Origin of the sequence: Streptomyces sp. NPDC048590, assembly GCF_043199535.1 — a bacterium.
Classification (GTDB): domain Bacteria; phylum Actinomycetota; class Actinomycetes; order Streptomycetales; family Streptomycetaceae; genus Streptomyces.
Window position 1 is genome coordinate 42531 of the sequence record NZ_JBICWC010000016.1, and the last position, 20847, is coordinate 63377.

Sequence of the window (20847 nt, forward strand, 5' to 3'; positions counted from 1 at the left end):
CGGGTGTCAGGCGACGTTGACCCGCGTAACGAGGGTGTGCAAGCGAATATCGGCGGTGTGCTTGTTCCGCCAGATGATGTAGCGGCGGATCATGCTGCCCTGCTCCTTGTGGCTGGCGTGATCGGTGCCGTCCAGCGTGAAGTAGCGCAGGGCGGTGAACTGGGCCTCGATGCGGTTGAGCCAGGAGCTGTTGGTGGGGGTGTAGGCGATCTCGACGTTGTTCGCCGCGGCCCAGGTGCCGACCCGCTGGCACTTCTTCGTGGTCAGGTGCGGGGAGAAGTTGTCACAGACGATCGCGATACGGACCCCGGGCGGGTAGAGGGTTCGCAGGTAGCGGCAGAACTCCAGGAACTGGGTGCGCTTCTTGACCGGCTTGATGTGGCCGTAGAGCTTGTCCTTGGCCAGGTCCAGGGCGGCGAACAGGTGCCGTACTCCGCCGTAGCGGTTGTAGGTCGCCCGCCGCCTGCGACGGGGTTCGCGGTCGGGGTCCTTGTGCTTTCCGGCGCGCTCGGCCCACTGCCGGCCCGGGTGGGGCATCAGGTTGAGCGGTCCGAACTCGTCCATGCAGAAGACGACTTCGGGCTCGTCCGCCTCGGGTATGACCTCTCCGTCGGCGATCGCGTAGAGGTGTTCGACGCGGGCCTTCTTGGCCGCGCAGTCGGGGTCGCGGGAGGTCTTCCAGGTCTTCAGGCGTTGAAAGGAGACGCCTTCCTCGCGGAGCAGGATGCGTAGGCCCTCGTGGCTGATGTCGTCGACCACCCCCTCGGCGACCAGGAAGTCCGCCAGCTTGGTCAGGCTCCAGGTCGAAAAGGGCAGGTCGTGTTCGGTCGGCTTGGACTTCGCGATCTTCTTGATCTCGCGCCGCTCGGGCAGGGTGAAGGTCCTGGGCCGGCCGCCCTTGTACTTCGGATACAGCGAGTCGAAGCCGTCGGTGTTGAAGTTGTGGACCACATCCCGGACCCGGTCCGCGCTGGTGAACGTCACTTCGGCGATCTTCGCCACCGGCATGCCCTGGGCGGACAGCAGGACCATCTGGGCACGCCGCCAGGTCACTACCGACCCGGTTCCCCGGCGGATGATCCGAAGCAGCCGTCTGCCTTCGTCGTCGTCGATCTCGCGTACATGTACTCGTTCTGCCACCCGGACAGGATGACGACCACGCGCCGCCCGGCACAGCACCGGGACGGCGCGTCACATCACAACGGGGCGAACGTTGTCTGATGCGGCACTAGCTTCGGCTGCGCGCAATCGACATCAGCAGCCCGTGGGTCTCGTCGTCGGCGGCAACCACAAGCCCACGACCTGACTCACCGATCGGGGCACCGTCGATCCCGGTGACAACACAGCCAGCGGCCCGGCACAACGCGATGCCAGCCGCGAAGTGCACGCTCCTGGACAGATCACCGCCATCGGTGACATAGGCGGCGCGCTTGCCGGCAGCGACCCAGGCCAGCGCCAGGGTCGTCGACACGACCCGAGGCCGGAAACGTTCGACGAATTCAGGGTGGGCCAGCAGATCCACGGCCCGGAATCCAGGCGCACTCGGGAATGGCGGATCCAGGTTGGCGTCCACCAATCGGGTAGCGGGCGAGGGCATCAGTAGTGCGTCGTCATCGGCCCCGCCATGCCGCACCCAGGCGGTCTCCCCATCGGTGAAGAAACCTCGCCGCTGAACGGGTCGGCCACCGCCGCCGCCCCATCACGCAGCGCCACGTTGACGGCCACCAGCATGTTGCCCACGGCGTAGTTCAGCGTGCCGCACAGGGGATCCACCAACCACTGGCGCACAGCGTCGGCGGAGCCCTGCTGTCCGCCCTCCTCGCCGAGCACCGCGTCATCGGGCCGTGCGGCACGAATGACGCCAATGATCGCCTTCTCGGCCTCCACGTCGGCGGCGGTGGCAAAGTGCCCGCCACCCCTGTCGATGCGGTTGAGCCGCTGGCCGTACATGTTCCGGACCATGCCCGCACCGGCCCAGAGCACTGGCCCACGGCCCGGTGGCGGCCGTGCGCGAACGCAAGCAGCAGGACGGCAAGGACATCCCAATGACGAGTGCTCCGCATTCCCGCCGCCCCGCTGCTCAGCGGGGCAGCGGGGCAGCGGGGCAGCGGGGCAGCGGGGCAGCGGGGGTACGGCAGCATGCCGGCACTGTTCAGGGAGCACCGGACCGAACTGGGCCGCTTGGACTCGGCCGGAGTGCGACCCAACGGCACCCGCCCGAGAACGATGCGCAAGTGCGCCGCTGCTCAGCTCAGCTGAAGCTCACGTCACTGCACCACATGTAGGCCTGGTCGAGATGCGAGGCCTGCCAGATCACGAACACGACGTGATGTCCGGTGTAGCCGGAGGTCTGGACGGGGAACGTGATGTCCTGCGCCGGCGCATAGCCGCCGGTCTGCGTGATGAAGTCGAGGTCGCCCCAGCCCAGGGTCTGGGTCGTGGGGTCGTATCCCTGCTTGCTCACGTAGACCTTGAAGTAGTCGGCACCGTGGGACGCCTGATCGCGCAGGTGCACCGAGAAGTCGTCGCCGACCGTGGTGGTCTTCCATGCCCCGGGCTTGTTCAGGCTGTCGTTCCGGGAGAGGTTGTTGCTGCAGAGGGTGCCGTCGGGGGTTGTCGCCTCGAACTGGCCGCCGAGGCCGTCACGCAGGGCGCTCATCCAGTTCCACATGGTGTCGCTGTTGGCCTGCCAGGCCTGCCAGCACATGGGGTCCTGTGTCTCCATGGCCGGGTCCGTGTGGTTGCTGCCCCATGTCTCCCAGCACTGGTACGCGCGGGTGGCGGGGCCGATGATCGTGCCGTGGGCCTGGGCGGGGGCCGACCAGACGAGCGCGCCGACGACGACGGCGAACAGCATGACGAGCGCCTGGAGGGGGCGGGGGAGGCGCGACCTCGAACGCCCGGTTAACGGAATCCTGTTGTTCATGTGGGGGGAACTCCTTCCAGTGGCAGAGCCTTTATGGGAGCGCTCCCAACTTAGGGCTTCCGCGTGAAGTGTCAATGGAAGCAACCAAGTTGACGAGAACCGGGAGGAGCGGCACCCCGCGAGCCGGCAGGCGCCGTCGCCGCGCCGGACGACGCGGCACGGACGGGAACGGACGCAGGCGGGGGCCGGATGGACGTGTTGTCCCTCCGGCCCCCGCCGTGCTGCCTGGGCCCCGCCGGCCTCCCGCGGGACCGACTGTCCCTGGGCTCAGGCGGTCTGTGGATCCGCCGGTCAGTAGGCGGAGTCGACGTTGTCCATGGAGCCGTACTTGTCGGCCGCGTAGTTGCATGCGGCGACGATGTTGGCGACCGGGTCGGTGATGGAGTCCTTCGTGCCCTTGACGTGGTAGTAGTCGAAGGTGGGCTGAATGGTCTGGAGCAGGCCCTTGGACGGGATGCCGTTCTGGGCGTTGACGTCCCAGTCGTTCTGCGCCTTCGGGTTACCGGACGACTCACGCATGATGTTGCGGTGCAGGCCCTCGTAGCTGCCCGGGATGCCCTTGGCGTCCATGACGTCCAGGGCGGTGCGGATCCAGCCGTCGAGGTCGTCGCCGTACTTCTTCTCGCCGGCCTTGACGATGTGCTTGACCTTGACGGTCTCAGCCTTCGCCTTGGCCTTCGCCTTCGCCTTCGCTTCGGCCTTCGCCTTCGCCTTTGCCTTTGCCTCGGCCTTGGCCTGCACAGAGGCGGTCTTGGCCTGCACCGCGGAAGCCTCGGCGGCGTGCGCCGGGCTCGGGACGAGGGTCAGCGTGACGGCGGCGGCGCCTGCGGCGGCGAGGGAGGCCACGGCGGACTTGCGGGCGAGGGGGCTGCGGGTGATGGCGTGCATGAGTGTGTACCTCTCCATTCAGGGGACGTGATGGGGAGGCCGACGGGGGGTCGGCGACGCGGTGTCCGCGTTGGACGCGGCTTCGCGTCATCAGGGCCGGTGTCTGGATCACGGACGGGCTCTTGCCGTCCGGGTCCGGCGCTCGGCTCCCCGGTACGTCAAACACCATGCGGAACGCTCGGGGCCCGCGACAAGTGTGTGACCTACTACGCTCCTTCGCAGGCCGCCGCGGGGACTGCCGGGACGGCCCGCGTTCATTGGACGAGCGTCCGCCGGGCATCTACTAACCCCGGCCCTGTGTGACGTGGGCCCTGTGCGCGCCCTCACAGATCCGGTCACCCGTCGCCCCTGAATCGTCACCCTCCGGAAGCGCCTCTTTCACTCGACGGAACCGAGCCGTCACCGTACGGGGCCGTGCTGGGGGTGGGACCGGCAGGAAGCCCCTGTCCCGGAACCGGGAGGCAACGCACGAGAGCCTCGCCGGTGAGAGGCGCTGGGTGAGCGCCGAGTTCCGCCCGCGCCGCTACCGAGCGGCGGAGGGCGAGGGACACCCGTACGCAGAGCCTCCGGCGGCGCCCCGGCAAGGGCGGCGGATTCCATGCCTCGATGATCGACAACGGGTAGTTTCGCTCTCCAGAAACTTCCATGACACGTACGTCCGTTCCGTACGTGCAGAGAGCGGAGGACCGCGTGGCCACTGGACTCGATCCGGACTTCGGGCTGACGGCGCACGACTACACGCGCCACCGCGCCGGATTCCCGCCGGAGACCATCGAGCGGCTCGGCCGACTCGGAGCGAAGGTGGCGGAGGGCGACGTGCTGGACCTCGGCACCGGAACCGGAAGCCTCGCCCGGCTCTTCGCCCGGGCCGGGGCACGGGTCACGGGCATCGACCCCGCCGCCGCGCTGCTCGAACAGGCGAAGAGGCTCGACCGGGAGGCCGGCGTCGAGATCGCCTACGAGGTCGCCACGGCCGAGGACACCGGGCTTCCGGGCGCCTCGTTCGACGTGGTCTCGGCGGGCCAGTGCTGGCACTGGTTCGACGCGCCGAGGGCTGCGGCCGAGGTGGGGCGCCTTCTCCGCCCGGGTGGGCACGCCGTCATCGCGCACTTCGACTGGCTGCCGCTTCCGGGCAACGTCGTCGAGGCGACCGAGCAGTTGATCACCGCGTACAACCCCGCATGGAGCATGGGGGGCGGCACCGGGCTGTATCCGCGTTGGCTGACCGATCTGGCCACCGCCGGATTCGGCGCGATCGAGACGTTCTCCTTCGACCTCGACGTGCCGTACACCCCGCAGGCATGGACCGGGCGGATCCGGGCCAGCGCGGGGGTGGGCGCGAGCCTCGCCCCCCACCGGGTCGAAGAGTTCTCCGCCGACCTGGAGGGCATCCTGCGCGACCGCTTCCCCGGTGACGTCCTGCACATCCCGCACCGCACCTGGGCCGTGGTCGCGGTCAGACCGGCGATGCAGACGGAGCTCTGACGGGTGACGCCCGACGGGCCGCCCCGGCGCGGAGCGGGGGCGGCCCGGTCGACTCGCCTCCGGGTCCCGCCCTCGGGGCGGCGACAGCCGCACATCCGGTGGTGGCCGACCAGGGCGGGACGGAGACCCCTCAACGGAAGTACAGAGCCGCCTTCGCGAGTACATGCTTGGTGAACAGGCCACCCACGGGGACCTGCCCCCGGTACATCGCGACGCGCACCCCACCACCCGGCACGGCCTGTACCGCGACGGGCCTGCCGATCAGCGTCGCGCCGACGACCCGGGCGTCCTCGGCGGCCCATTGCGCGGCATCCGGCTGCACACGCCCGCTGACCAGCGCGGGAAGCACCATGGCCGCGTTGCGCATGCCCGGTAACCCCTTGCGTACGCTCTTGGCGTAGCTCATGGACCACCCGGTGAACCCCGCCAAGGTGGTCAGGTCGATCTCCGGGACGGCTGTCGCGAAGACGAACAGTTCGGTCTTCGTGCCGAACCAGCGGACCTTACGGTCGGCGCGGCGCCCGATCACCACCGGCTGGTCCTTCCAGTGCAGCGAGGTCACCGTGCACCCGTCGTCGGTCAGCCGCTCCTGGAGCCTCGTGAGATATGCCGTCGCCGCGTCCGCGGCCGGTTCGGGCCCATTGTGATTCATATGTGAATGCTCCAACACCCTTACCGCACAAGGGAAGAGGGCCGGTGCCGCAGGATCTGTCCCAGGAGCCCCGCACCGCCGGAGACGGATCGCCACGCCGACGGGCACCACGGCGGCGCAATCGCATTCAGCAGTGAGGGCCTGCCGACGGCGCGGGCGTCTCGCCGCCCCTGGTGCTCCGGGGAGAGCGAGCCGCCCGCGCCACCGATCACAGCTCAGGGGCGCCGGTCGACGGGCTGACTGTCAGCCCCTGTGCACCCGCCGCTTTCTCTCACACCTCGCCCTGCTGCACCTGAGTGGTTCCACTGCACAGGCCGTTGTCCGAAGCCGGCCAGATCTTGATGACGTCGACGTCGTTCGCCCAGGTGCCACCGTTGGGGTGGGCGTAGTTCCCCAGGTTCACGGCGGTATTCCGCGGGATGCAGATGTACCGGTCCGGATTGGCTCCCGTATCGATCAGCCAGACAGAGTCGTCGTTACGGGTGTTGACCACGGCGTCAGTGACGTTGCGGTAGGCAACCGGCATGGACTGGTAGCCCGGGTCCTTGTAATGGCCCCAGATGCTGCCGGTGGTGTAGGAACCCTTGAAGAGGCAGACGTAGGGGTAGTCACAGCCATGCATCTTGGCGGCCTGGGCCGGTGCGGCGGTCATGGGGAGCGCGGCAACGGCGACGCCCATGGCGAACAGCGTTGCGGTGAGTCTGGTCTTCAGCGACATCGGGCTTCCGTTCCTGCGGAGGTTGGATTCGGGGACGCCACGCTTGCCTTGCGCGACGACGGCACGGCGGTTGCGCGTCGTTCCGAGCCGACGGCCGCCCCTGCTGAGGAACTTAAGGTGATCGTGAGCCTTCGGTTTTGTCGTCCGTGCAGGACTCTTTGCCAGGCGCGCAGCGCGGCGTGCATCCGTTGTTCTGCCACAACTACGCCTCAACTACGACTAGTTCAGAGCGTTGCGCCACATGGGAATGTCCTCCAGACTGACGCCGCCGAAAGGTGAGACTTCTGTGCCTAGGGGGGCCTGTGGGACGAAGAGTTGAGGTGGCTTCAAGCCATCCGGATGACCGGTCAGGACCGAGGAGTGCCTCATGAGCCCGGCCCTGGACACCGCTTTCATACGTCCGAAGGACCGGGAGGAAGTGATCAGGCACGCGGTCTGGAACTCCGTCGTGGTCGTCGACATCGACCACCGCCCGCCGGCCTCGGAGATCTCCGCCCGGATGGACATCAACACCATCGGGCCCCTGAGGATCAGTTCGGCGCGCGCGACCGCGGCCACCCTTCGGCGTACGGAGCAGCTGGTCAGGAAGGACGAGGAGCCTTCCCTCTTCCTCAGCCTGCAGGTGACGGGCACCAGCATGGGGACGCAGAGCGGCCGGGAATGCGTTCTGCGACCTGGTGAGTTCGCCGTCTTCCGGTCGAACGCCCCGTACACGCTCCTCTTCGACGAGGGGGTCGACAGCCACTTCTTACGCCTTCCTCTCGCGGCGCTGGCACTGCCTGACCGGCTGCTGCGAGACACCACCACGGTCGCTCTGGGGTCCGGCAACCCTCTCGCACCTCTCGCCTACAGCTACTTCTCCCAGCTGGCGGCGAGCAAGGACCTGCACCCGAGCGCGTACGCCGACGCTGCCGTGGCACCCGGCATCGAGCTGCTACGCGCAGCCCTGATCGCCCAGCACGGTGACTCCGGGCCGGCCAGGGCGCCGCTGGAGGCGACGCTCAGCCTGCGCATCACCCACTACATCCGGGAACACCTGGCCGATCCGGGCCTGTCGGCGGCGCAGATCGCCTTCGCGCACGGCATCTCCGTACGCCATCTCTACGTCGTCCTGGCCGAGTCCGGGATCAGCCTCGGCGACTGGATCCGGGCACGCCGCCTCGCTGAGTGCAAGCGCGAGCTGGCCGGCCCGAAGGGGAGGCTCCGGACGATCGCGGCCACCGGGCGGAGCTGGGGATTCGTGAACGCGACCCACTTCAGCAAGGTGTTCAAGGACGCCTACGGCATCTCGCCCCGGGCCTGGCGGGACCAGTACCACCCGCGCGCCTCCGTGCGATCAGCCCCGGACTCGTCCGCGTCGGCTCATGCGTCGTAGAAGCACCGGAAGCCCATGTGACCCGTCGTGCTGTCAGGGGTGTTGGAGGTGCGGGCGGCGACCCGGTAGCGGTTGCAGTAGGAGGCGTGGCAGAGGTAGGAGCCGCCTCTGATGACTTTCGCGGTCCCGGTGGCGGGTCCGGAGGGGTCGGTCAGCGGGGCGGGGCCGTGGTCGGTGGTCCACCAGTCCGCGCACCACTCCCAGACGTTTCCCGCGGTGTTGAAGAGGCCGAAGCCGTTGGGCTGGTAGGTGTCCACCGGCGCGGTCCCCCGGTAGCCGTCGTCCATGGTGTTCTTCGTGGGGAAGTGGCCCTGCCAGATGTTGCAGCGGTGCTCGCCGTCAGGGGTCAGTTCGTCACCCCAGGAGTAGCGGCGCTGTTCGAGCCCACCGCGCGCGGCGTACTCCCATTCCGCCTCGGTCGGCAGCCGGCCGCCCGCCCAGGCGCAGTAGGCCTGGGCGTCGTTCCACGACACATGGACGACGGGGTGGTCGGCCCGATCGGTGACATCGCTGCCCGGTCCCTCGGGCGCCCGCCAGCAGGCCCCGTGCACCCCGCACCACCACGGGGTCTCCTGCACGCGCTCGGAGACCTTGCGCAGCGCGCCCGGGAGGAACGACGCGAAGACGTAGGACCAGCCGAAGCGCTCGGCCTCCGTGACATGGCCGGTCGCCGCGACGAAGGCGCCGAACTCGGCGTTCGTCACCGCGTAAGGCTCGACCCGGAACGGACTCAGGCGCACCGCTCGTACGGGCCCTTCACCGTCGGCCGGGAAGCCCTCCGCGCTCTCGGTGCCCATCAGGAACTCACCGCCGGGCAGCGGTACCGCCTTCCCCTGCCTCCCGGAGAGCGTCACCGGGCCGCCCGGCTCCACCACCGGGAGGGACGGGGCGTCCGCGGCCGGTGTCCGGCTCGGGGTGCAGCAGCTGGGGCGGGGGGCGTCCGTGTGGCTCATGCGCGTTTCCTCGTGTGGTGGCGTCGCCTACCCAGGAGAGGGCCGGGGTGCGGCGGACAGGCATCGGAATCGTACGCCGTGCGGTGCCCGCCTTCGCGGGTCGACGTAACGTCGCCCGGCACAGCGGTTGCCGCGACACTGTGGCGGTGGGGAACGGCGGTCCGGTGGCTTAGCGTCACCGCCATGACAGAGTTCACCACCTTCGCCGTGCACATTCCGGACGCGGACCTCGAGCCGGACCCGCTCGACCCCGCGCAGATCGTCGAGGGTTCTCCCGAGGTGTCGGGCAAGGTCCTCTGGGAGTCCGAGGACGGCCGGCGCGTCCGGGGCATCTGGCAGATCACCCCGGGGGTGGTGACCGACACCGAGGCCGACGAACTCTTCGTGGTCGTCAGCGGCCGCGCCACCATCGAGGTGGCCGGCGGTCCGACGGTCGCGGTGGGTCCCGGCGACCTCTGCGTGCTGCGCGAGGGCGACCGTACGACGTGGACCGTGCACGAGACGCTGCGCAAGGCGTACGAGATCACGACGCGCTGAGGGGTCCGGCGGGGTCTCCGCCGCGGAGCGCCGGGCGGCTGGGCTGCCCGGCGCGAGCGTGTCTACGACCCGGGCTGTGTGCCCGCCCGGACCAGGCGCCGCGCCAGGTCGGTGCTCGCCGGGAGGCAGTCGAGCGGCAGAGGCCGGGTGGCGACGGCGCCCTCGTGCAGGGCGAGGAGCTGGGTGGCGAGGGTGGTCGACTGCGGGCAGCCGGCTGCGACGGCGAGTTCCTCGAAGAGGCTCAGCAGCCAGAGCTTCTGGTTCGCCGCGATGCGGTGCGCGGGGTGCGAGGGGTCCGGGAGTTCCGCCAGTGCGTTGATGAAGGCGCAGCCGCGAACGTTGGTCCGGCTCCAGGCCCGCAGGGCCTCGAAGGGGGCGGTGACGGCTTCGGCCGGGGTGGCGGCGGCGTCGACGGTGGCACGTACGAGTGACCGCCAGCGCCGGTCGCGCTCCGCGAGGTAGACCGCCACGAGGTGGTCCTTGGAACCGAACTGGTTGTACAGGGTCCGCTTGGTCACGCCGGAGTGCTCGGCGATGAGATCCACCCCGACCGCCGTGATGCCACGGGCGTAGAACAGTTCCTCGGCGGCTGCCACGATGCGGCGGCCGGCCGGCGTGAGAGGCCGCGTTTCCTGCACGGGAGGCCCTTCGCCGAGCGATGTACGGTGGAGATGTTCACAGATCAGTATACCCGGGGAGGTTCAAGCGATGGGTGTTCCAGATGTCCCCGATGTCATGCGAGCGGTACGCATCACCAGGCACGGAGGCCCGGAGGTCCTCGATGTGTCGGAGATCGCCGTCCCCGCCGTCCGTGCGGGGGAGGTCCTGGTCGAGGTCGGCGCGGTGGCGCTGAACAACACCGACCTGTGGACCCGCGAGGGCGCCTACGGCCGTCCGGACGATCCGACGGCGCTGTCGGGATGGCGAGGACCGATCGACTTCCCACGCGTTCAGGGCGCGGACGTCGCCGGCCGGATCGTCGCGGTCGGGCCCGGAGTGACGGAGGACCTGGTGGGACGCCGGGTGGTCGTCGACCCCGCGATCTACGACGCCGAAGGGCCGGACGCCAACCCGGTCGGGCTGATGGGGAGCGAACGCGACGGCGGATACGCCGAGTACGTCACGGCGCCCGTGGACCAGACGCATGACGTCACGGATTCCCCTCTCTCCGACGAACAGCTGGCCGCTCTCCCCACGGCCTACGGCACGGCGCTGGGCATGATCGAACGCGGCAGGCTGAGGGCGGGCGAGACGGTCCTGGTGTCGGGCGCGTCCGGCGGAGTCGGTATCGCATGTGTCCAGATCGCCCGCGCCCGTGGCGCGAAGGTGGTCGCCATCAGCAGCGGGCCGAAGATCGAGGCGGTCCGGGAGGCGGGCGCGCACGAGGTCGTCGACCGTGCGGGAGACGTCACCGGTCAGATCCGCGCCGCCGCCCCGGAGGGTATCGACCTAGCGCTGGACGTCGTGGCGGGTGAGTTGGTCGGCGACGGCCTGCCGCTGCTGCGCGAGGGGGGCCGGTGGGTGATCGCGGGGGCGCTCGGTGGATACGGCGTCGCCTTCGACGTGCGCCGCCTCTATCTGCACAACGCGCAGGTCATCGGGTCCGCGATGCACACGCCCGCCCACTTCGGGCTCCTCATGGACCTGGCCCGACGCGCGGAGGTGCAGCCGGTCATCGCGGCCGCCTTCCCCCTGGACCGGGCGGCGCGGGCCCAGGAGGAACTCGCGCGCAGGGGGCACGTGGGGAAGATCGTCATGCGCCCCTGAGCGCCGTTCCGGCCACCCGGAGTCCGGGCTGTGACCCGGACCCCGTTCGCCCCCGGAATTCCGTAAGTTCCCTGATCCCCGTCGCTCGCAGCGCCTCAGGCACCGGCCGCGGTGACGGCCGATTCCAGGGTGGAGATGACATCGGCGACGGTACGGCTCATCGCCGTCCTCCCGGCGGCGAGATACGCGCGCGGGTCCACCACGCGGGGATCGCCGGCCAGGTGGCTGCGGACGGCGCCGGTCATGGCGATGTTCAGGCCCGTACCGACGTTGATCTTCGCGATTCCCCCGGCGACCGCGCGCCGGAGCTCGTCGTCCGGTACGCCGGAGGAGCCGTGCAGGACGAGCGGGACGTCCACGGCGTCCGCCAGGCGGGCGAGCAGGTCGTGGTCGAGCCGGGCGGTGCGGGTGGTCATGGCGTGCGAGGAGCCCACGGCGACGGCAAGGGCGTCGACCCCGGTGGCCGCGACGAAGTCACGTGCTTCCAAGGGGTCGGTACGGGCGCCGGGCTCATGTGCGCCGAGGGGCGCCGCCCCGTCTTTCCCGCCGACCTGCCCCAGCTCCGCCTCCAGCCAGATGCAGTTGCGGTGCGCCCAGTCGGCGGCCTCTCGTGTCGCGGCGAGGTTGTCTTCGTACGGCAGACGCGAGGCGTCGAACATGACCGAGCTGAACCCGCAGTCGGGAGCTTGCTGGAGCAGGGAGGTCGCGGTCACGTGGTCGAGGTGCAGGGAGACGGGGACGGCGGCGAGCCGGGCCGACTCCGCTGCCGCGCGGGCCAGCGGGGCGAGGCGGCCGTGGTGGAACTTCACCGCGTTCTCGCTGACTTGCAGGATCACCGGTGAGCCGCAGCTCTCCGCGCCCGCTATGACCGCTTCCGCGTGCTCGAGCGTGATGATGTTGAAGGCCGCGACGGCGCGGTGCTCCGCCGCCGCTTCGGCGACGAGGGTGCCAGTGGCTGCGAGGGGCATGGAGGGCTCCAGGAGGCGGGAAGGTTCGGGGCTGCTGATGTGCCTGAGGCACGAGGCGACCGGAAAGGTGACGCCCGGCTCGGGCGCGGGTACATCGCGACAGGCCGGGGCGGGGCGGGCGGACCGGGCGGGTCGAGCTCTCTTCACCTGACCGGCGGGGCGGATGGATCGGGAGGGAGACGCCGCTCCCGGCAGGTCGCCCGAAGCCGGGGCCGGGTGATGGGCCTTCGAGCCGTGTCGCGCCGGGGAAGCGCGTCGGCTCCCCCGGTCCTCGCCGACCGGCAGCCATCGCCGGTCACCGACCGCCGGCTACCCGCTCGCCACCAGTTCCGGCCCGGCCCGGGATGGGCAGGCAAGGACGCCGAGTGCGGCGCCGGACCGGGACCGGCTCCCGGCTCAGGCCTCGGTGAGGACGACCGAGCGTGTGAGGTGGCGCGGGCTGTCCGGGTCGATGCCGGCGGCCTGGGCGCGGGCGATCGCGAGCCTCTGCACCCGGACCAGATCGGCCAGCGGGTCCAGACCGCTCTCCACCCAGCGGGCTCCGGTCGAGAGCACCTGCTCCCGGAGGCCCTCCGGCGCGTCGCCGAACATCCAGGTGGCGGTGCCGGCCGTGGCGATGCTGATCGGACCGTGGCGGTACTCCATCGCCGGGTAGGACTCGGTCCAGGAGAGCGAGGCCTCCTTCATCTTCAGCGCGGCCTCGTTGGCCAGTCCGACCGTCCAGCCCCGGCCGAGGAAGGAGAACTGGGTGCACTCCACCAGGCCTTCGGGCAGCGGTTCGCGCAGCGCCGCCTCCGCGTCCCGCACCACCTCGTCGCTGTGCAGGCCGAGATGGGAACGGAGCAGGGTGAGGAGTGTGGTGGCGAACCGGGTCTGCACGACGGACTGCTCGTCCGCGAAGTCCAGCACGACGACGGCGTCGGCCGAGGTCATGACCGGGGTGGCCGGGTCAGCGGTGATGGCGACGGTGGGGGTGGTGCCGCGAAGCCGGTTCAGCAGCTCCAGCACCTCCGTGGTGGTACCCGAGCGGGTGAGGGCCACGACCCGGTCGTAGCTCCGGCCCATGGGGAACTCGGAGGCGGCGAACGCGTCGGACTCGCCCTGCCCCGATCCTTCGCGGAGCGCCGCGTAGGCCTGGGCCATGTACAAGGACGTACCGCAGCCGACGACGGCGATGCGCTCGCCCTTCGCGGGCAGCGCGCCCGACTGGCTCTGCGCGAGTGCTGCCGCGCGGCGCCAGCACTCGGGCTGGCTGGCTGTCTCGATCTCCACATACGACACTTCTGCACTCCCTGCACGCGACTGGATGCTCACTAACGCACGCTATACGCCCACTCGAAGCATTTACAAGCATGTTCTTGCACATGGGATGAGTGGAACTTGACTGCACGGTGTCTTGTGCCACGCTTACGCGTGTCCGGCGACCGCACCCCAGGTAGTGCATGCCCGAATCCCGGACGTCTAAGGAGAGTTCTGTTGTCCAGGGATGCCCGGTGGAACGCACTGCTGGAGCTTGTCGGAAAGAACGGCAGGGTCGAGGTCGAGGACGCCGCCACGACGCTGGACGTCTCGGCCGCGACCATCCGCCGCGACCTGGACCAGCTCGCCGAGCAGCACCTGCTCACCCGTACCCGCGGCGGCGCCGTGGCGCACGGGGTCTCGTACGAGCTGGCGCTCCGCTACAAGTCCGGGCGCAACGCGGCGGAGAAGCAGGCCATCGGCCGGGCGGTCTCCGAACTGGTGGCCGTGGGCGAGGTGGTGGGGCTGACCGGGGGCACGACGATCACCGAGGTCGCCCGCTCGCTGGCGGTGCGCTCCGACATCGTCGGCGATCCCGCCTCCGGGGCGGGGGCCCAGCCGATGCTCACCGTGGTCACCAACGCCCTCAACATCGCCAACGAGCTGGTGATCCGGCCACAGATCAAGACCGTGGTGACCGGCGGGGTGGCCAGGCCGCAGTCGTACGAGCTCACCGGTCCGCTGGCCAGCGGGGTGCTCGGTGAGATCACCCTGGACGTCGCCGTACTGGGGGTGAACGCGATCGACACCGAGCGTGGCGCCCATGTCCACCACGAGGGCGAGGCCAGCATCAACAGGCTCCTCGCCGAGCAGGCCCAGCGGGTCGTCGTGGCCGCCGACTCCTCGAAGATCGGCAAGCGCGCCTTCGCCCGGGTCTGCGGCCTCGACCGGATCGACTTCCTGGTGACCGACTCCGGGATCAGCCCTGAGGCCTCATCCCGCTTCAGCGAGGCGGGCGTCACGGTCATCGCCGTGTGACCTGAACGGCGCGACCCGGACAGCGCGCCCCGAGCCCGCCGGCGGCCGGTGCGCGCCCCACCGCGGCACCGGCCTCCCCCGGCGCCCGAGGACGCCGCCCCGGCCGCCGGCCCTCCCGAGAGCGTGTCGCATGCGGCTCGCGGCGGCACGCTCCCGCCGCCACGCCCCCAGCGGACGGCCGGGGATGCGCTGTTCACACGGAACCGAGCATCGACGAGCACGCACGGCACCGCCCACACAGACCTCAAAGGGCACATGTGACCCTTCTGTGCCTGAACGGCAGAGGTCCACGGGAGGCATACCGGCACATATGTCATGCACAGCAATTCTTGGGTGTGTCTATAGATGTTCGTTACCACGGCGAAATGAGCAGCTCTTGCCATTCACGTGCACCGTCGTGAACTATGTGGCTGTCACTGCGGAGCGGTCGACGGTCGTGCCGTCGGGGTGTGCGCTCCCCAGCACCGTGGTGGCTCCCCTCTGCTCCATCAGCCCTGGAGGTGCCTGTGACTACGGCAGATGCGCCACTCTCATCGGTGCGGTCGCCGGCGAGGCAGCCCCGTGACCCGGACGACGCGGGTTCATCCGGACCGGCGAGGCCGGGACCGCCGAAGTCCCGCTCCACGAAGCCCGGACCGTCGAAGCAGGACGGGCACCGGGTACGGCCGCCGCTGCGGCACCGCCTGAAGCGTGACCGCGCCCTGCTGTTGTTCTGCCTGCCCGGCGTCCTGTACTTCGTGCTCTTCTTCTACCTGCCGCTCGCAGGGAACGTCGTCGCGTTCCAGGACTACCAGCCGTTCCTCGGCTTCAAGGACAGTCCGTTCGTCGGCCTCGCGAACTTCACGGCGCTGCTCGCCGAGCCCGACTTCTGGTCCGCGGTCTCCAACACCCTGCAGATCACCGTGATCCAGCTGCTGCTGTACTTCCCGGCCCCCATCGCCCTGGCGCTGCTGCTCAACTCGCTGATCAGCGAGAAGGTCAAGCGGTTCATCCAGACGATCGTCTACCTCCCGCACTTCCTGTCGTGGGTGGTCGTGGTCGCGATGTTCAAGCAGGTGCTGGGCGGGGCGGGTTCGGTGACCACGCTCCTGATGGAGCACGGGGTGAGCATCGGCAACGTGATGACCAACCCGGACACATTCAAGCTGCTCATCACCGCGCAGGCCATCTGGAAGGACTGCGGCTGGGGGACGATCATCTTCCTGGCCTCGATCGCCTCGATCGACATGGGCCAGTACGAGTCCGCCGCCATGGACGGGGCGGGGTGGCTGCGCAGGATCTGGCACATCACCCTTCCGGGCATCCGGCCGGTGATCCTCATGCTGCTGATCCTGCGGCTCGGCGACATCCTCTCGGTCGGCTTCGAGCAGATCATGCTCCAGCGCGACGCCGTCGGCAGCGACGCGGCCGAGGTCATGGACACGTACGTCTACTACCACGGCGTCGTGGACGGCGACTGGGGCATGAGCACCGCCGCCGGGCTGATGAAGGGCGTCATCGGATTCGCCCTGATCCTCGCCGCCAACAAGCTGGCACACCGCTTCGGTGAGCAGGGAGTGTACCGATGAGTCAGCAGACCCTCGTGGCGCGGCTGCGGCCGGCGAAACCCGCTGCAGGCGGTGCCGTACGGCGACGGTCCTCGAAGGGCCGTCCGCCGTGGATGGAGCAGCCGCGCTGGTACGGGCAGGGGGCGAAGGGCATCGCGCTGGCGGTGCTCACGGTGATCGTGCTCTATCCGTTCGTCCTGGCCATCGGCACCAGCCTGGCAGGCCGGGAGGAGCTCAACGCCAACGGCGGCTACGTCCTGTTCCCGCACCACCCGACGCTGGAGGCCTACCGGGTCATCCTCTCCGGCGGGGTGGTCACCCAGGCCGCGGTGGTGTCCGTCTTCATCACCCTGATCGGTACAGCACTGAGCCTCGCCTGCACGGTGATGATCGCCTACGGCACCTCCCGGCCCGGCACGGTCCTGGGCAAGCCGATCCTGCTGCTGGTCCTGGGCACGTTCCTCTTCGCGCCGGGGATCATCCCCACCTATCTGGCCGTCCAGCAGTTCAAGATGCTCGACACCTACGCCTCGCTGATCCTTCCGGTGCTCCTGAACGCCTTCAACATCGTGGTCGTCCGCTCCTTCTTCCAGAGCATCCCGGAGGAGCTGTACGACGCGGCGAGGATCGACGGCGCGGGTGAGGCCACCGTCCTCTTCCGGATCGTCCTCCCGCTGTCCAAGGCGGTGCTGGCGGTGGTCGGCCTCTTCTACGCGGTCGGCTACTGGAACAGCTTCTTCAACGCGGTGCTGTACCTGAACGACTCGGACAAGTTCCCGATCCAGGTGATCCTGCGTTCCTACGTCCTCAACGGGCAGAGCATCAACGCGCAGGCCATGGGAGTCCACGCGATCCCGCCCGCCACCTCGCTGCAGATGGCCGTGCTGATCATCGCGATCGTGCCGATCCTCTGCGTCTACCCCTTCCTCCAGCGGTTCTTCGTCAAGGGCGTCCTCACCGGCGCCGTCAAGGGCTGATCCCGCCCGCCGGCGCCCCCTCCACTTCCCCGCATCCCACCCACCGAGGAGCACCATGTCCACCAACCTGTCCAGGCGCGGCTTCCTGAGCGCGGCGGGCATAGCCGGACTCACCGTCGCGGGTCTGTCGTCTCTCACCGCGTGCGGCAGCGGTGCGTCCGTCTCCAAGGGCGGTGCCAAGGCTTCCGCCAAGCTGAAGCTCCCGACGTACGTCGGCGCGCAGACCGCCCCCGCGGACCTCGCCGGCAACGCCTCGGGGCTGGACGCCACGTATCTGCGCTATCCGAAGAAGCTCGTCCGGTCGGTGCCGAAGGCGCCCGGTGACGGCAGCACCATCACGGCGCTGACCGAGACGTTCACGACGCCTGCCCCGGCGCAGGGCAGGAACGGGTACTGGCAGGAGCTGAACAAGCGCCTCGGAGCGAAGTTCGACATGACCATCGTGGTCGACCAGGGCGTCGACGCCTACCTCACCAAGTTCAACGCGATGATGGCCGGCGGCGACATCCCGGACCTGGTGTGGTTCCCGCCGAACCAGGGCATCCAGCGGGTGCCCGAGCTCCTCGACGCGAAGTTCCACGACCTCACCCCGTACCTCTCCGGGGACGCCGTGAAGGACTACCCGAACCTGGCGAACCTGCCGACCACCGCCTGGAAGACCGCGGTGTCACGGTGGCGTACGGCTCGATGGGCCAGGTCTACGTCGTCAACCAGGACTACTGGAAGCCGGTCGGCGGCGCGGAGTTCAGCGACGCCGAGGACTTCCTCGCCAAGGGCAAGGAGCTCCTCGACGCCAAGCGGAACAAGTACGTCCTGGAGCCGGCGTACGTGAACCACATCGGGATGTTCAGTCAGTGGTTCGGGGCCCCGTCCGGCTGGCGTCTGGAAGGCGGGAAGCTCACCCACGCCTACGAGACGGAGGAGTACCAGGAGGCCCTGGCCTTCGCCGTCAAGGTCGCCAAGGCCGGCCTCTTCTGGCCGGACCCGAACCTCAGCACCACCATGGAGAAGATGGCGCAGGGCTCGCTCGGCGCCTATGTGCAGTCCTTCCCGAGCTTCCTGGTCGACGTGAAGACGTACGACTTCCCGTTCGGCGTCATCGTGCCCTTCGCCGGCAAGGCGGGGGCGACCCCGAAGTACAGCCTCGGGTACGGCTCCGTCGGTTACACGGCGATCAGCAAGAAGGCCGACAAGGCCAGGGTGAAGATGCTGCTGGGCGTCATGGACTACCTGGCCGCCCCGTTCGGGACCGAGGAGCGGCTGTTCCTCGACAACGGTATCGAGGGCACCCACTGGAACCGCACCTCCGACGGTGACATCAAGCTGACCGCGAAGGGCAACGCGGAGGCGGTCACCACCGCCATGCCGCTCGCCTTCCTCGCCGCCGGCCCCGAGTACATCTACCTGCCGGGCAAGCCGGACGCGGCCCGCCAGATCTACGGCTGGCAGAAGGAGCTCCTGGCGATGAGCCAGTCGAACCCGACCAGCGGGCACTTCTCGGACACCTCGACCAGCAAGAGCGCCTCGCTGACCACCTCGATGAGCGATGTGCAGAAGGACATCGTCGCCGGCCGCAAGCCGCTGTCCGCCTTCAAGGAGGAGCTGCGGAAGTGGCGTTCCGGTGGCGGCGACAAGATGCGCGCCGAGTTCGAGGCCTCGCTGGCCGGCAAGTAGCGCCCGCCCCCGTACACACAAGAGAGAAGGGTTTCCCGTGTCAGACCTGCGCTTCGGCGTCATCGGGCTCGGCCTGCGCCGCTCCATCGCGACGTCCGCCCACCATCCGGGCGACGGTTCGGTGATCGCCGCCGTCTGCGACCTCGACCCGGAGGTGCGCCGCCGGGAAGCCGAGCGGTTCGGCACCGAGGTCGCCGTCGAGGACTACAAGCAGCTCCTCGACCGGGACGACCTGGACGCGATCATCGTCGCGACCCCGGACGACACCCACGAGACCATCGCCGTCGACGCCCTCAGGGCCGGCAAGGCGGTCTTCGTGGAGAAGCCGCTCGGGATCACCGTCGAGAGCTGCGACACCATCCTGCGCGCGGCGTACGAGACCGGCAGCCGGCTGTACGTGGGCCACAACATGCGGCACATGGGTGTCGTGCGCCTGATGCGCGACATCATCGCGCGCGGCGACATCGGTGAGCCGAAGGCAGTCTGGGTGCGGCACTTCGTCGGCTACGGCGGTGACTACTACTTCAAGGACTGGCACGCCGACCGGACCCGCACCACGGGCCTGCTGCTCCAGAAGGCCGCCCACGACATCGATGTGCTGCACTGGCTGGCCGGCGGCTACACCAGCCGGGTCAACGCCCTCGGCGACCTCCTCGTGTACGGCGGTCTGCCGCGCCGGGAGGCGGACACCCCGCGTCCGGACAACTGGCTGAAGGAGTACGACTGGCCGCCGACCGCCCGTAAGGACCTGCACCACATCGTCGACGTCGAGGACGTGTCGGTGATGAACATGCAGCTCGACAACGGTGTGGTCGCCGCCTACCAGCAGTGCCACTTCACCCCCGACTACTGGCGCAACTACACGGTCATCGGTACGGAGGGCCGGCTGGAGAACTTCGGCGACGGTCCCGGGGACGAGGTCAGGGTCTGGAACACCGGGCCCAGCGGGTACCGGGCCGAGGCCGACATCACCTACCGGGTCCCGGACGCGGGCGGCTCGCACGGTGGCGGGGACACCAGGATCATGCGGGAGTTCGCCCGCTTCGTCCGCGACGGAGGCGCCACCGACACCTCGCCGGTCGCGGCGCGGATGAGCGTCGCCGCGGGTGTGCTCGCTACGCGGTCGCTGCGCGAGGGTGGTGTCCCCTACGACGTGCCGGCTCTCGACCCGGAGCTGATCGCGTACTTCGAGAACGGCCAGGTGCGCGCGGGAGCCTGACCCGAGGCGGCAGCCGGGGAACACACGACGGGTGGCGCGGGCCGTGAGGGCCCGCGCCACCCGGTGGTACGTGATGGGTCAGGAAGCGATGAAGCGGGCGATCTCACCGAGGACGGAGGTGTTCGCGAGGAACCCGAGGTGGGTCTCGCAGAGCACGCTGTTGTTGTCCGCCCCGCTCAGCCGGGTGCTGGTGTAGGGGATGATGATGCCGTCGCAGGCCGAGTACCAGGTGGCGTACTCCGTGGCCCCCGGGGTCTCGTCACCCAGGCTGATCTGCGCGATGAACGCCGACCCCGGGTACATCTGCTGGCAGGTGATGAAGGCGAGGCAGGCGCCGGCGTAGGTGGTGCCGTGGTTGGCTCCGGCGATCGAGGCGAGGTGGCTGACGCTGCTGCTGCCGCCCAGCACCTTCAGGTAGTACTGGCTGACCAGGCCGCCCATCGAGTGGTTGACGATCGCTACCTTGCTCGCGCCGGTCCGCGACTTCACGTTGTTCACGAACGAGGCCAGGCCCTGGGCGTTTATGGTGTTGCTGCCGTAGGAGTTGTACTCGTAGGCGAACAGGTTCGAACTCGACCAGCCGTTGGCCCGGAAGACGCTCATGGCGGTGGTCCAGTTCGAGGCGCTGCCGGTGTAGCCGTGGACGAAGACCACCGGGGTGCTCGTCGACAGGGGTGCGGCAGCGGCGGCCGGCTGCGCCGCCGCTGCGCTCGGCACCGACTTGGCCGGGGCGTCCGCGGCCCCCGCCGTGGAGGCGGACGAGAACAGGGAGAACGCGACGGTGACCGCCGCGAGAACGCCGAGAAGCCGGCGCGGTGAACGACGACGCATGGAACGCTCCTGACGGGTGAGCGGATGCTTGGTCCGCTCAGAGTCCCGGTCGC

General features: G+C 69.5%; 19 protein-coding genes and 1 pseudogene. 9 read left to right on the plus strand and 11 right to left on the minus strand.

Annotated features, from left to right (window positions below; genetic code table 11):
* Positions 1–6: 6 nt before the first annotated feature.
* From ACGFNN_RS33050 to ACGFNN_RS33065, 4 genes and pseudogenes are all read right to left on the minus strand, one after another.
* Complete coding sequence (locus tag ACGFNN_RS33050; protein WP_393561520.1) at positions 7–1140, minus strand: IS630 family transposase; 1134 nt, start codon at positions 1138–1140, stop codon at positions 7–9.
* A gap of 88 nt (positions 1141–1228) precedes the next feature.
* A pseudogene (locus ACGFNN_RS33055) lies at positions 1229–1983 on the minus strand (inositol monophosphatase family protein).
* A 268-nt stretch (positions 1984–2251) separates the two neighbouring features.
* A complete protein-coding gene (locus tag ACGFNN_RS33060; protein WP_393561522.1) occupies positions 2252–2857 on the minus strand; it encodes a lytic polysaccharide monooxygenase in 606 nt (201 codons plus the stop codon).
* A 360-nt stretch (positions 2858–3217) separates the two neighbouring features.
* The gene (locus tag ACGFNN_RS33065) at positions 3218–3814 is read right to left on the minus strand and encodes a transglycosylase SLT domain-containing protein (protein ID WP_393561523.1); all 597 of its coding nucleotides are present in this window, start codon (positions 3812–3814) and stop codon (positions 3218–3220) included.
* A 690-nt stretch (positions 3815–4504) separates the two neighbouring features.
* Between ACGFNN_RS33065 and ACGFNN_RS33070 the strand changes: the two genes are divergently transcribed.
* A complete protein-coding gene (locus ACGFNN_RS33070; protein ID WP_393561525.1) occupies positions 4505–5299 on the plus strand; it encodes a class I SAM-dependent methyltransferase in 795 nt (264 codons plus the stop codon).
* A 130-nt stretch (positions 5300–5429) separates the two neighbouring features.
* Here the strand turns inward: ACGFNN_RS33070 and ACGFNN_RS33075 are convergent, their stop codons facing one another.
* A complete protein-coding gene (locus ACGFNN_RS33075; RefSeq protein ID WP_393561526.1) occupies positions 5430–5951 on the minus strand; it encodes a hypothetical protein in 522 nt (173 codons plus the stop codon).
* 271 nt (positions 5952–6222) lie between these two features.
* On the minus strand, positions 6223–6669 hold the full coding sequence (locus ACGFNN_RS33080) for a hypothetical protein (protein WP_393561528.1): 447 nt from the start codon (positions 6667–6669) through the stop codon (positions 6223–6225).
* Between the two features lie 367 nt (positions 6670–7036).
* Here ACGFNN_RS33080 and ACGFNN_RS33085 point away from each other — a divergent pair, with 367 nt between their 5' ends.
* Positions 7037–8044, plus strand: coding sequence for a helix-turn-helix domain-containing protein (locus tag ACGFNN_RS33085; protein ID WP_393561530.1), 1008 nt, complete (start codon positions 7037–7039; stop codon positions 8042–8044).
* Here the strand turns inward: ACGFNN_RS33085 and ACGFNN_RS33090 are convergent.
* A complete protein-coding gene (locus ACGFNN_RS33090; RefSeq protein ID WP_393561532.1) occupies positions 8032–8997 on the minus strand; it encodes a formylglycine-generating enzyme family protein in 966 nt (321 codons plus the stop codon). The genes ACGFNN_RS33085 and ACGFNN_RS33090 overlap by 13 nt on opposite strands.
* A 183-nt stretch (positions 8998–9180) precedes the next feature.
* Here ACGFNN_RS33090 and ACGFNN_RS33095 point away from each other — a divergent pair, with 183 nt between their 5' ends.
* Positions 9181–9534 carry a cupin domain-containing protein gene (locus tag ACGFNN_RS33095; RefSeq protein ID WP_393561534.1) on the plus strand — a complete coding sequence of 118 codons (354 nt, stop codon included), beginning with the start codon at positions 9181–9183 and terminating at the stop codon, positions 9532–9534.
* A gap of 62 nt (positions 9535–9596) precedes the next feature.
* Here the strand turns inward: ACGFNN_RS33095 and ACGFNN_RS33100 are convergent, their stop codons facing one another.
* On the minus strand, positions 9597–10172 hold the full coding sequence (locus ACGFNN_RS33100) for a TetR/AcrR family transcriptional regulator (protein ID WP_393561536.1): 576 nt from the start codon (positions 10170–10172) through the stop codon (positions 9597–9599).
* A 70-nt stretch (positions 10173–10242) separates the two neighbouring features.
* On the opposite strand from ACGFNN_RS33100, the gene ACGFNN_RS33105 reads away from it, so the two are divergent.
* Positions 10243–11301 (plus strand): zinc-binding dehydrogenase, encoded by a 1059-nt coding sequence (locus ACGFNN_RS33105; protein ID WP_393561538.1) that lies wholly within the window; start codon positions 10243–10245, stop codon positions 11299–11301.
* A gap of 95 nt (positions 11302–11396) precedes the next feature.
* Here ACGFNN_RS33105 and ACGFNN_RS33110 read toward each other — a convergent pair whose 3' ends face one another.
* Positions 11397–12269, minus strand: a complete 873-nt coding sequence (locus ACGFNN_RS33110; RefSeq protein ID WP_393561540.1) for a ketose-bisphosphate aldolase — start codon at positions 12267–12269, stop codon at positions 11397–11399.
* Positions 12270–12665: 396 nt separating this feature from the next.
* Positions 12666–13550, minus strand: coding sequence for an SIS domain-containing protein (locus ACGFNN_RS33115; RefSeq protein WP_393561542.1), 885 nt, complete (start codon positions 13548–13550; stop codon positions 12666–12668).
* Between the two features lie 195 nt (positions 13551–13745).
* On the opposite strand from ACGFNN_RS33115, the gene ACGFNN_RS33120 reads away from it, so the two are divergent.
* The 5 genes from ACGFNN_RS33120 (at position 13746) to ACGFNN_RS33140 (ending at position 19963) form a co-directional block, all read left to right on the plus strand.
* The gene (locus ACGFNN_RS33120; RefSeq protein WP_393561544.1) at positions 13746–14546 is read left to right on the plus strand and encodes a DeoR/GlpR family DNA-binding transcription regulator; all 801 of its coding nucleotides are present in this window, start codon (positions 13746–13748) and stop codon (positions 14544–14546) included.
* 506 nt (positions 14547–15052) lie between these two features.
* On the plus strand, positions 15053–16114 hold the full coding sequence (locus ACGFNN_RS33125; RefSeq protein WP_393561546.1) for an ABC transporter permease: 1062 nt from the start codon (positions 15053–15055) through the stop codon (positions 16112–16114).
* Positions 16111–17070, plus strand: a complete 960-nt coding sequence (locus ACGFNN_RS33130; protein WP_393561548.1) for a carbohydrate ABC transporter permease — start codon at positions 16111–16113, stop codon at positions 17068–17070. Before ACGFNN_RS33125 ends, ACGFNN_RS33130 begins: the two co-directional genes overlap by 4 nt.
* A gap of 687 nt (positions 17071–17757) precedes the next feature.
* The gene (locus ACGFNN_RS33135; RefSeq protein ID WP_393561550.1) at positions 17758–18744 is read left to right on the plus strand and encodes a hypothetical protein; all 987 of its coding nucleotides are present in this window, start codon (positions 17758–17760) and stop codon (positions 18742–18744) included.
* A 37-nt stretch (positions 18745–18781) separates the two neighbouring features.
* Entirely contained in the window at positions 18782–19963 is a 1182-nt protein-coding gene (locus tag ACGFNN_RS33140; RefSeq protein WP_393561552.1) for a Gfo/Idh/MocA family protein, read from the plus strand.
* Positions 19964–20041: 78 nt separating this feature from the next.
* Here the strand turns inward: ACGFNN_RS33140 and ACGFNN_RS33145 are convergent, their stop codons facing one another.
* Positions 20042–20794, minus strand: a complete 753-nt coding sequence (locus tag ACGFNN_RS33145) for an esterase/lipase family protein (RefSeq protein ID WP_393561554.1) — start codon at positions 20792–20794, stop codon at positions 20042–20044.
* Positions 20795–20847 lie beyond the last annotated feature (53 nt).

Excerpts from the sequence above, each read along its gene's own strand:
- ACGFNN_RS33060 (WP_393561522.1), bottom strand. The coding sequence starts at position 2,857 with ATGCTGTTCGCCGTCGTCGTCGGCGCGCTCGTCTGGTCGGCCCCCGCC.
- ACGFNN_RS33065 (WP_393561523.1), bottom strand. The coding sequence starts at position 3,814 with ATGCACGCCATCACCCGCAGCCCCCTCGCCCGCAAGTCCGCCGTGGCC.
- ACGFNN_RS33075 (WP_393561526.1), bottom strand. The coding sequence starts at position 5,951 with ATGAATCACAATGGGCCCGAACCGGCCGCGGACGCGGCGACGGCATAT.
- ACGFNN_RS33080 (WP_393561528.1), bottom strand. The coding sequence starts at position 6,669 with ATGTCGCTGAAGACCAGACTCACCGCAACGCTGTTCGCCATGGGCGTC.
- ACGFNN_RS33085 (WP_393561530.1), top strand. The coding sequence starts at position 7,037 with ATGAGCCCGGCCCTGGACACCGCTTTCATACGTCCGAAGGACCGGGAG.
- ACGFNN_RS33090 (WP_393561532.1), bottom strand. The coding sequence starts at position 8,997 with ATGAGCCACACGGACGCCCCCCGCCCCAGCTGCTGCACCCCGAGCCGG.
- ACGFNN_RS33095 (WP_393561534.1), top strand. The coding sequence starts at position 9,181 with ATGACAGAGTTCACCACCTTCGCCGTGCACATTCCGGACGCGGACCTC.
- ACGFNN_RS33105 (WP_393561538.1), top strand. The coding sequence starts at position 10,243 with ATGGGTGTTCCAGATGTCCCCGATGTCATGCGAGCGGTACGCATCACC.
- ACGFNN_RS33110 (WP_393561540.1), bottom strand. The coding sequence starts at position 12,269 with ATGCCCCTCGCAGCCACTGGCACCCTCGTCGCCGAAGCGGCGGCGGAG.
- ACGFNN_RS33130 (WP_393561548.1), top strand. The coding sequence starts at position 16,111 with ATGAGTCAGCAGACCCTCGTGGCGCGGCTGCGGCCGGCGAAACCCGCT.
- ACGFNN_RS33135 (WP_393561550.1), top strand. The coding sequence starts at position 17,758 with ATGGGCCAGGTCTACGTCGTCAACCAGGACTACTGGAAGCCGGTCGGC.
- ACGFNN_RS33145 (WP_393561554.1), bottom strand. The coding sequence starts at position 20,794 with ATGCGTCGTCGTTCACCGCGCCGGCTTCTCGGCGTTCTCGCGGCGGTC.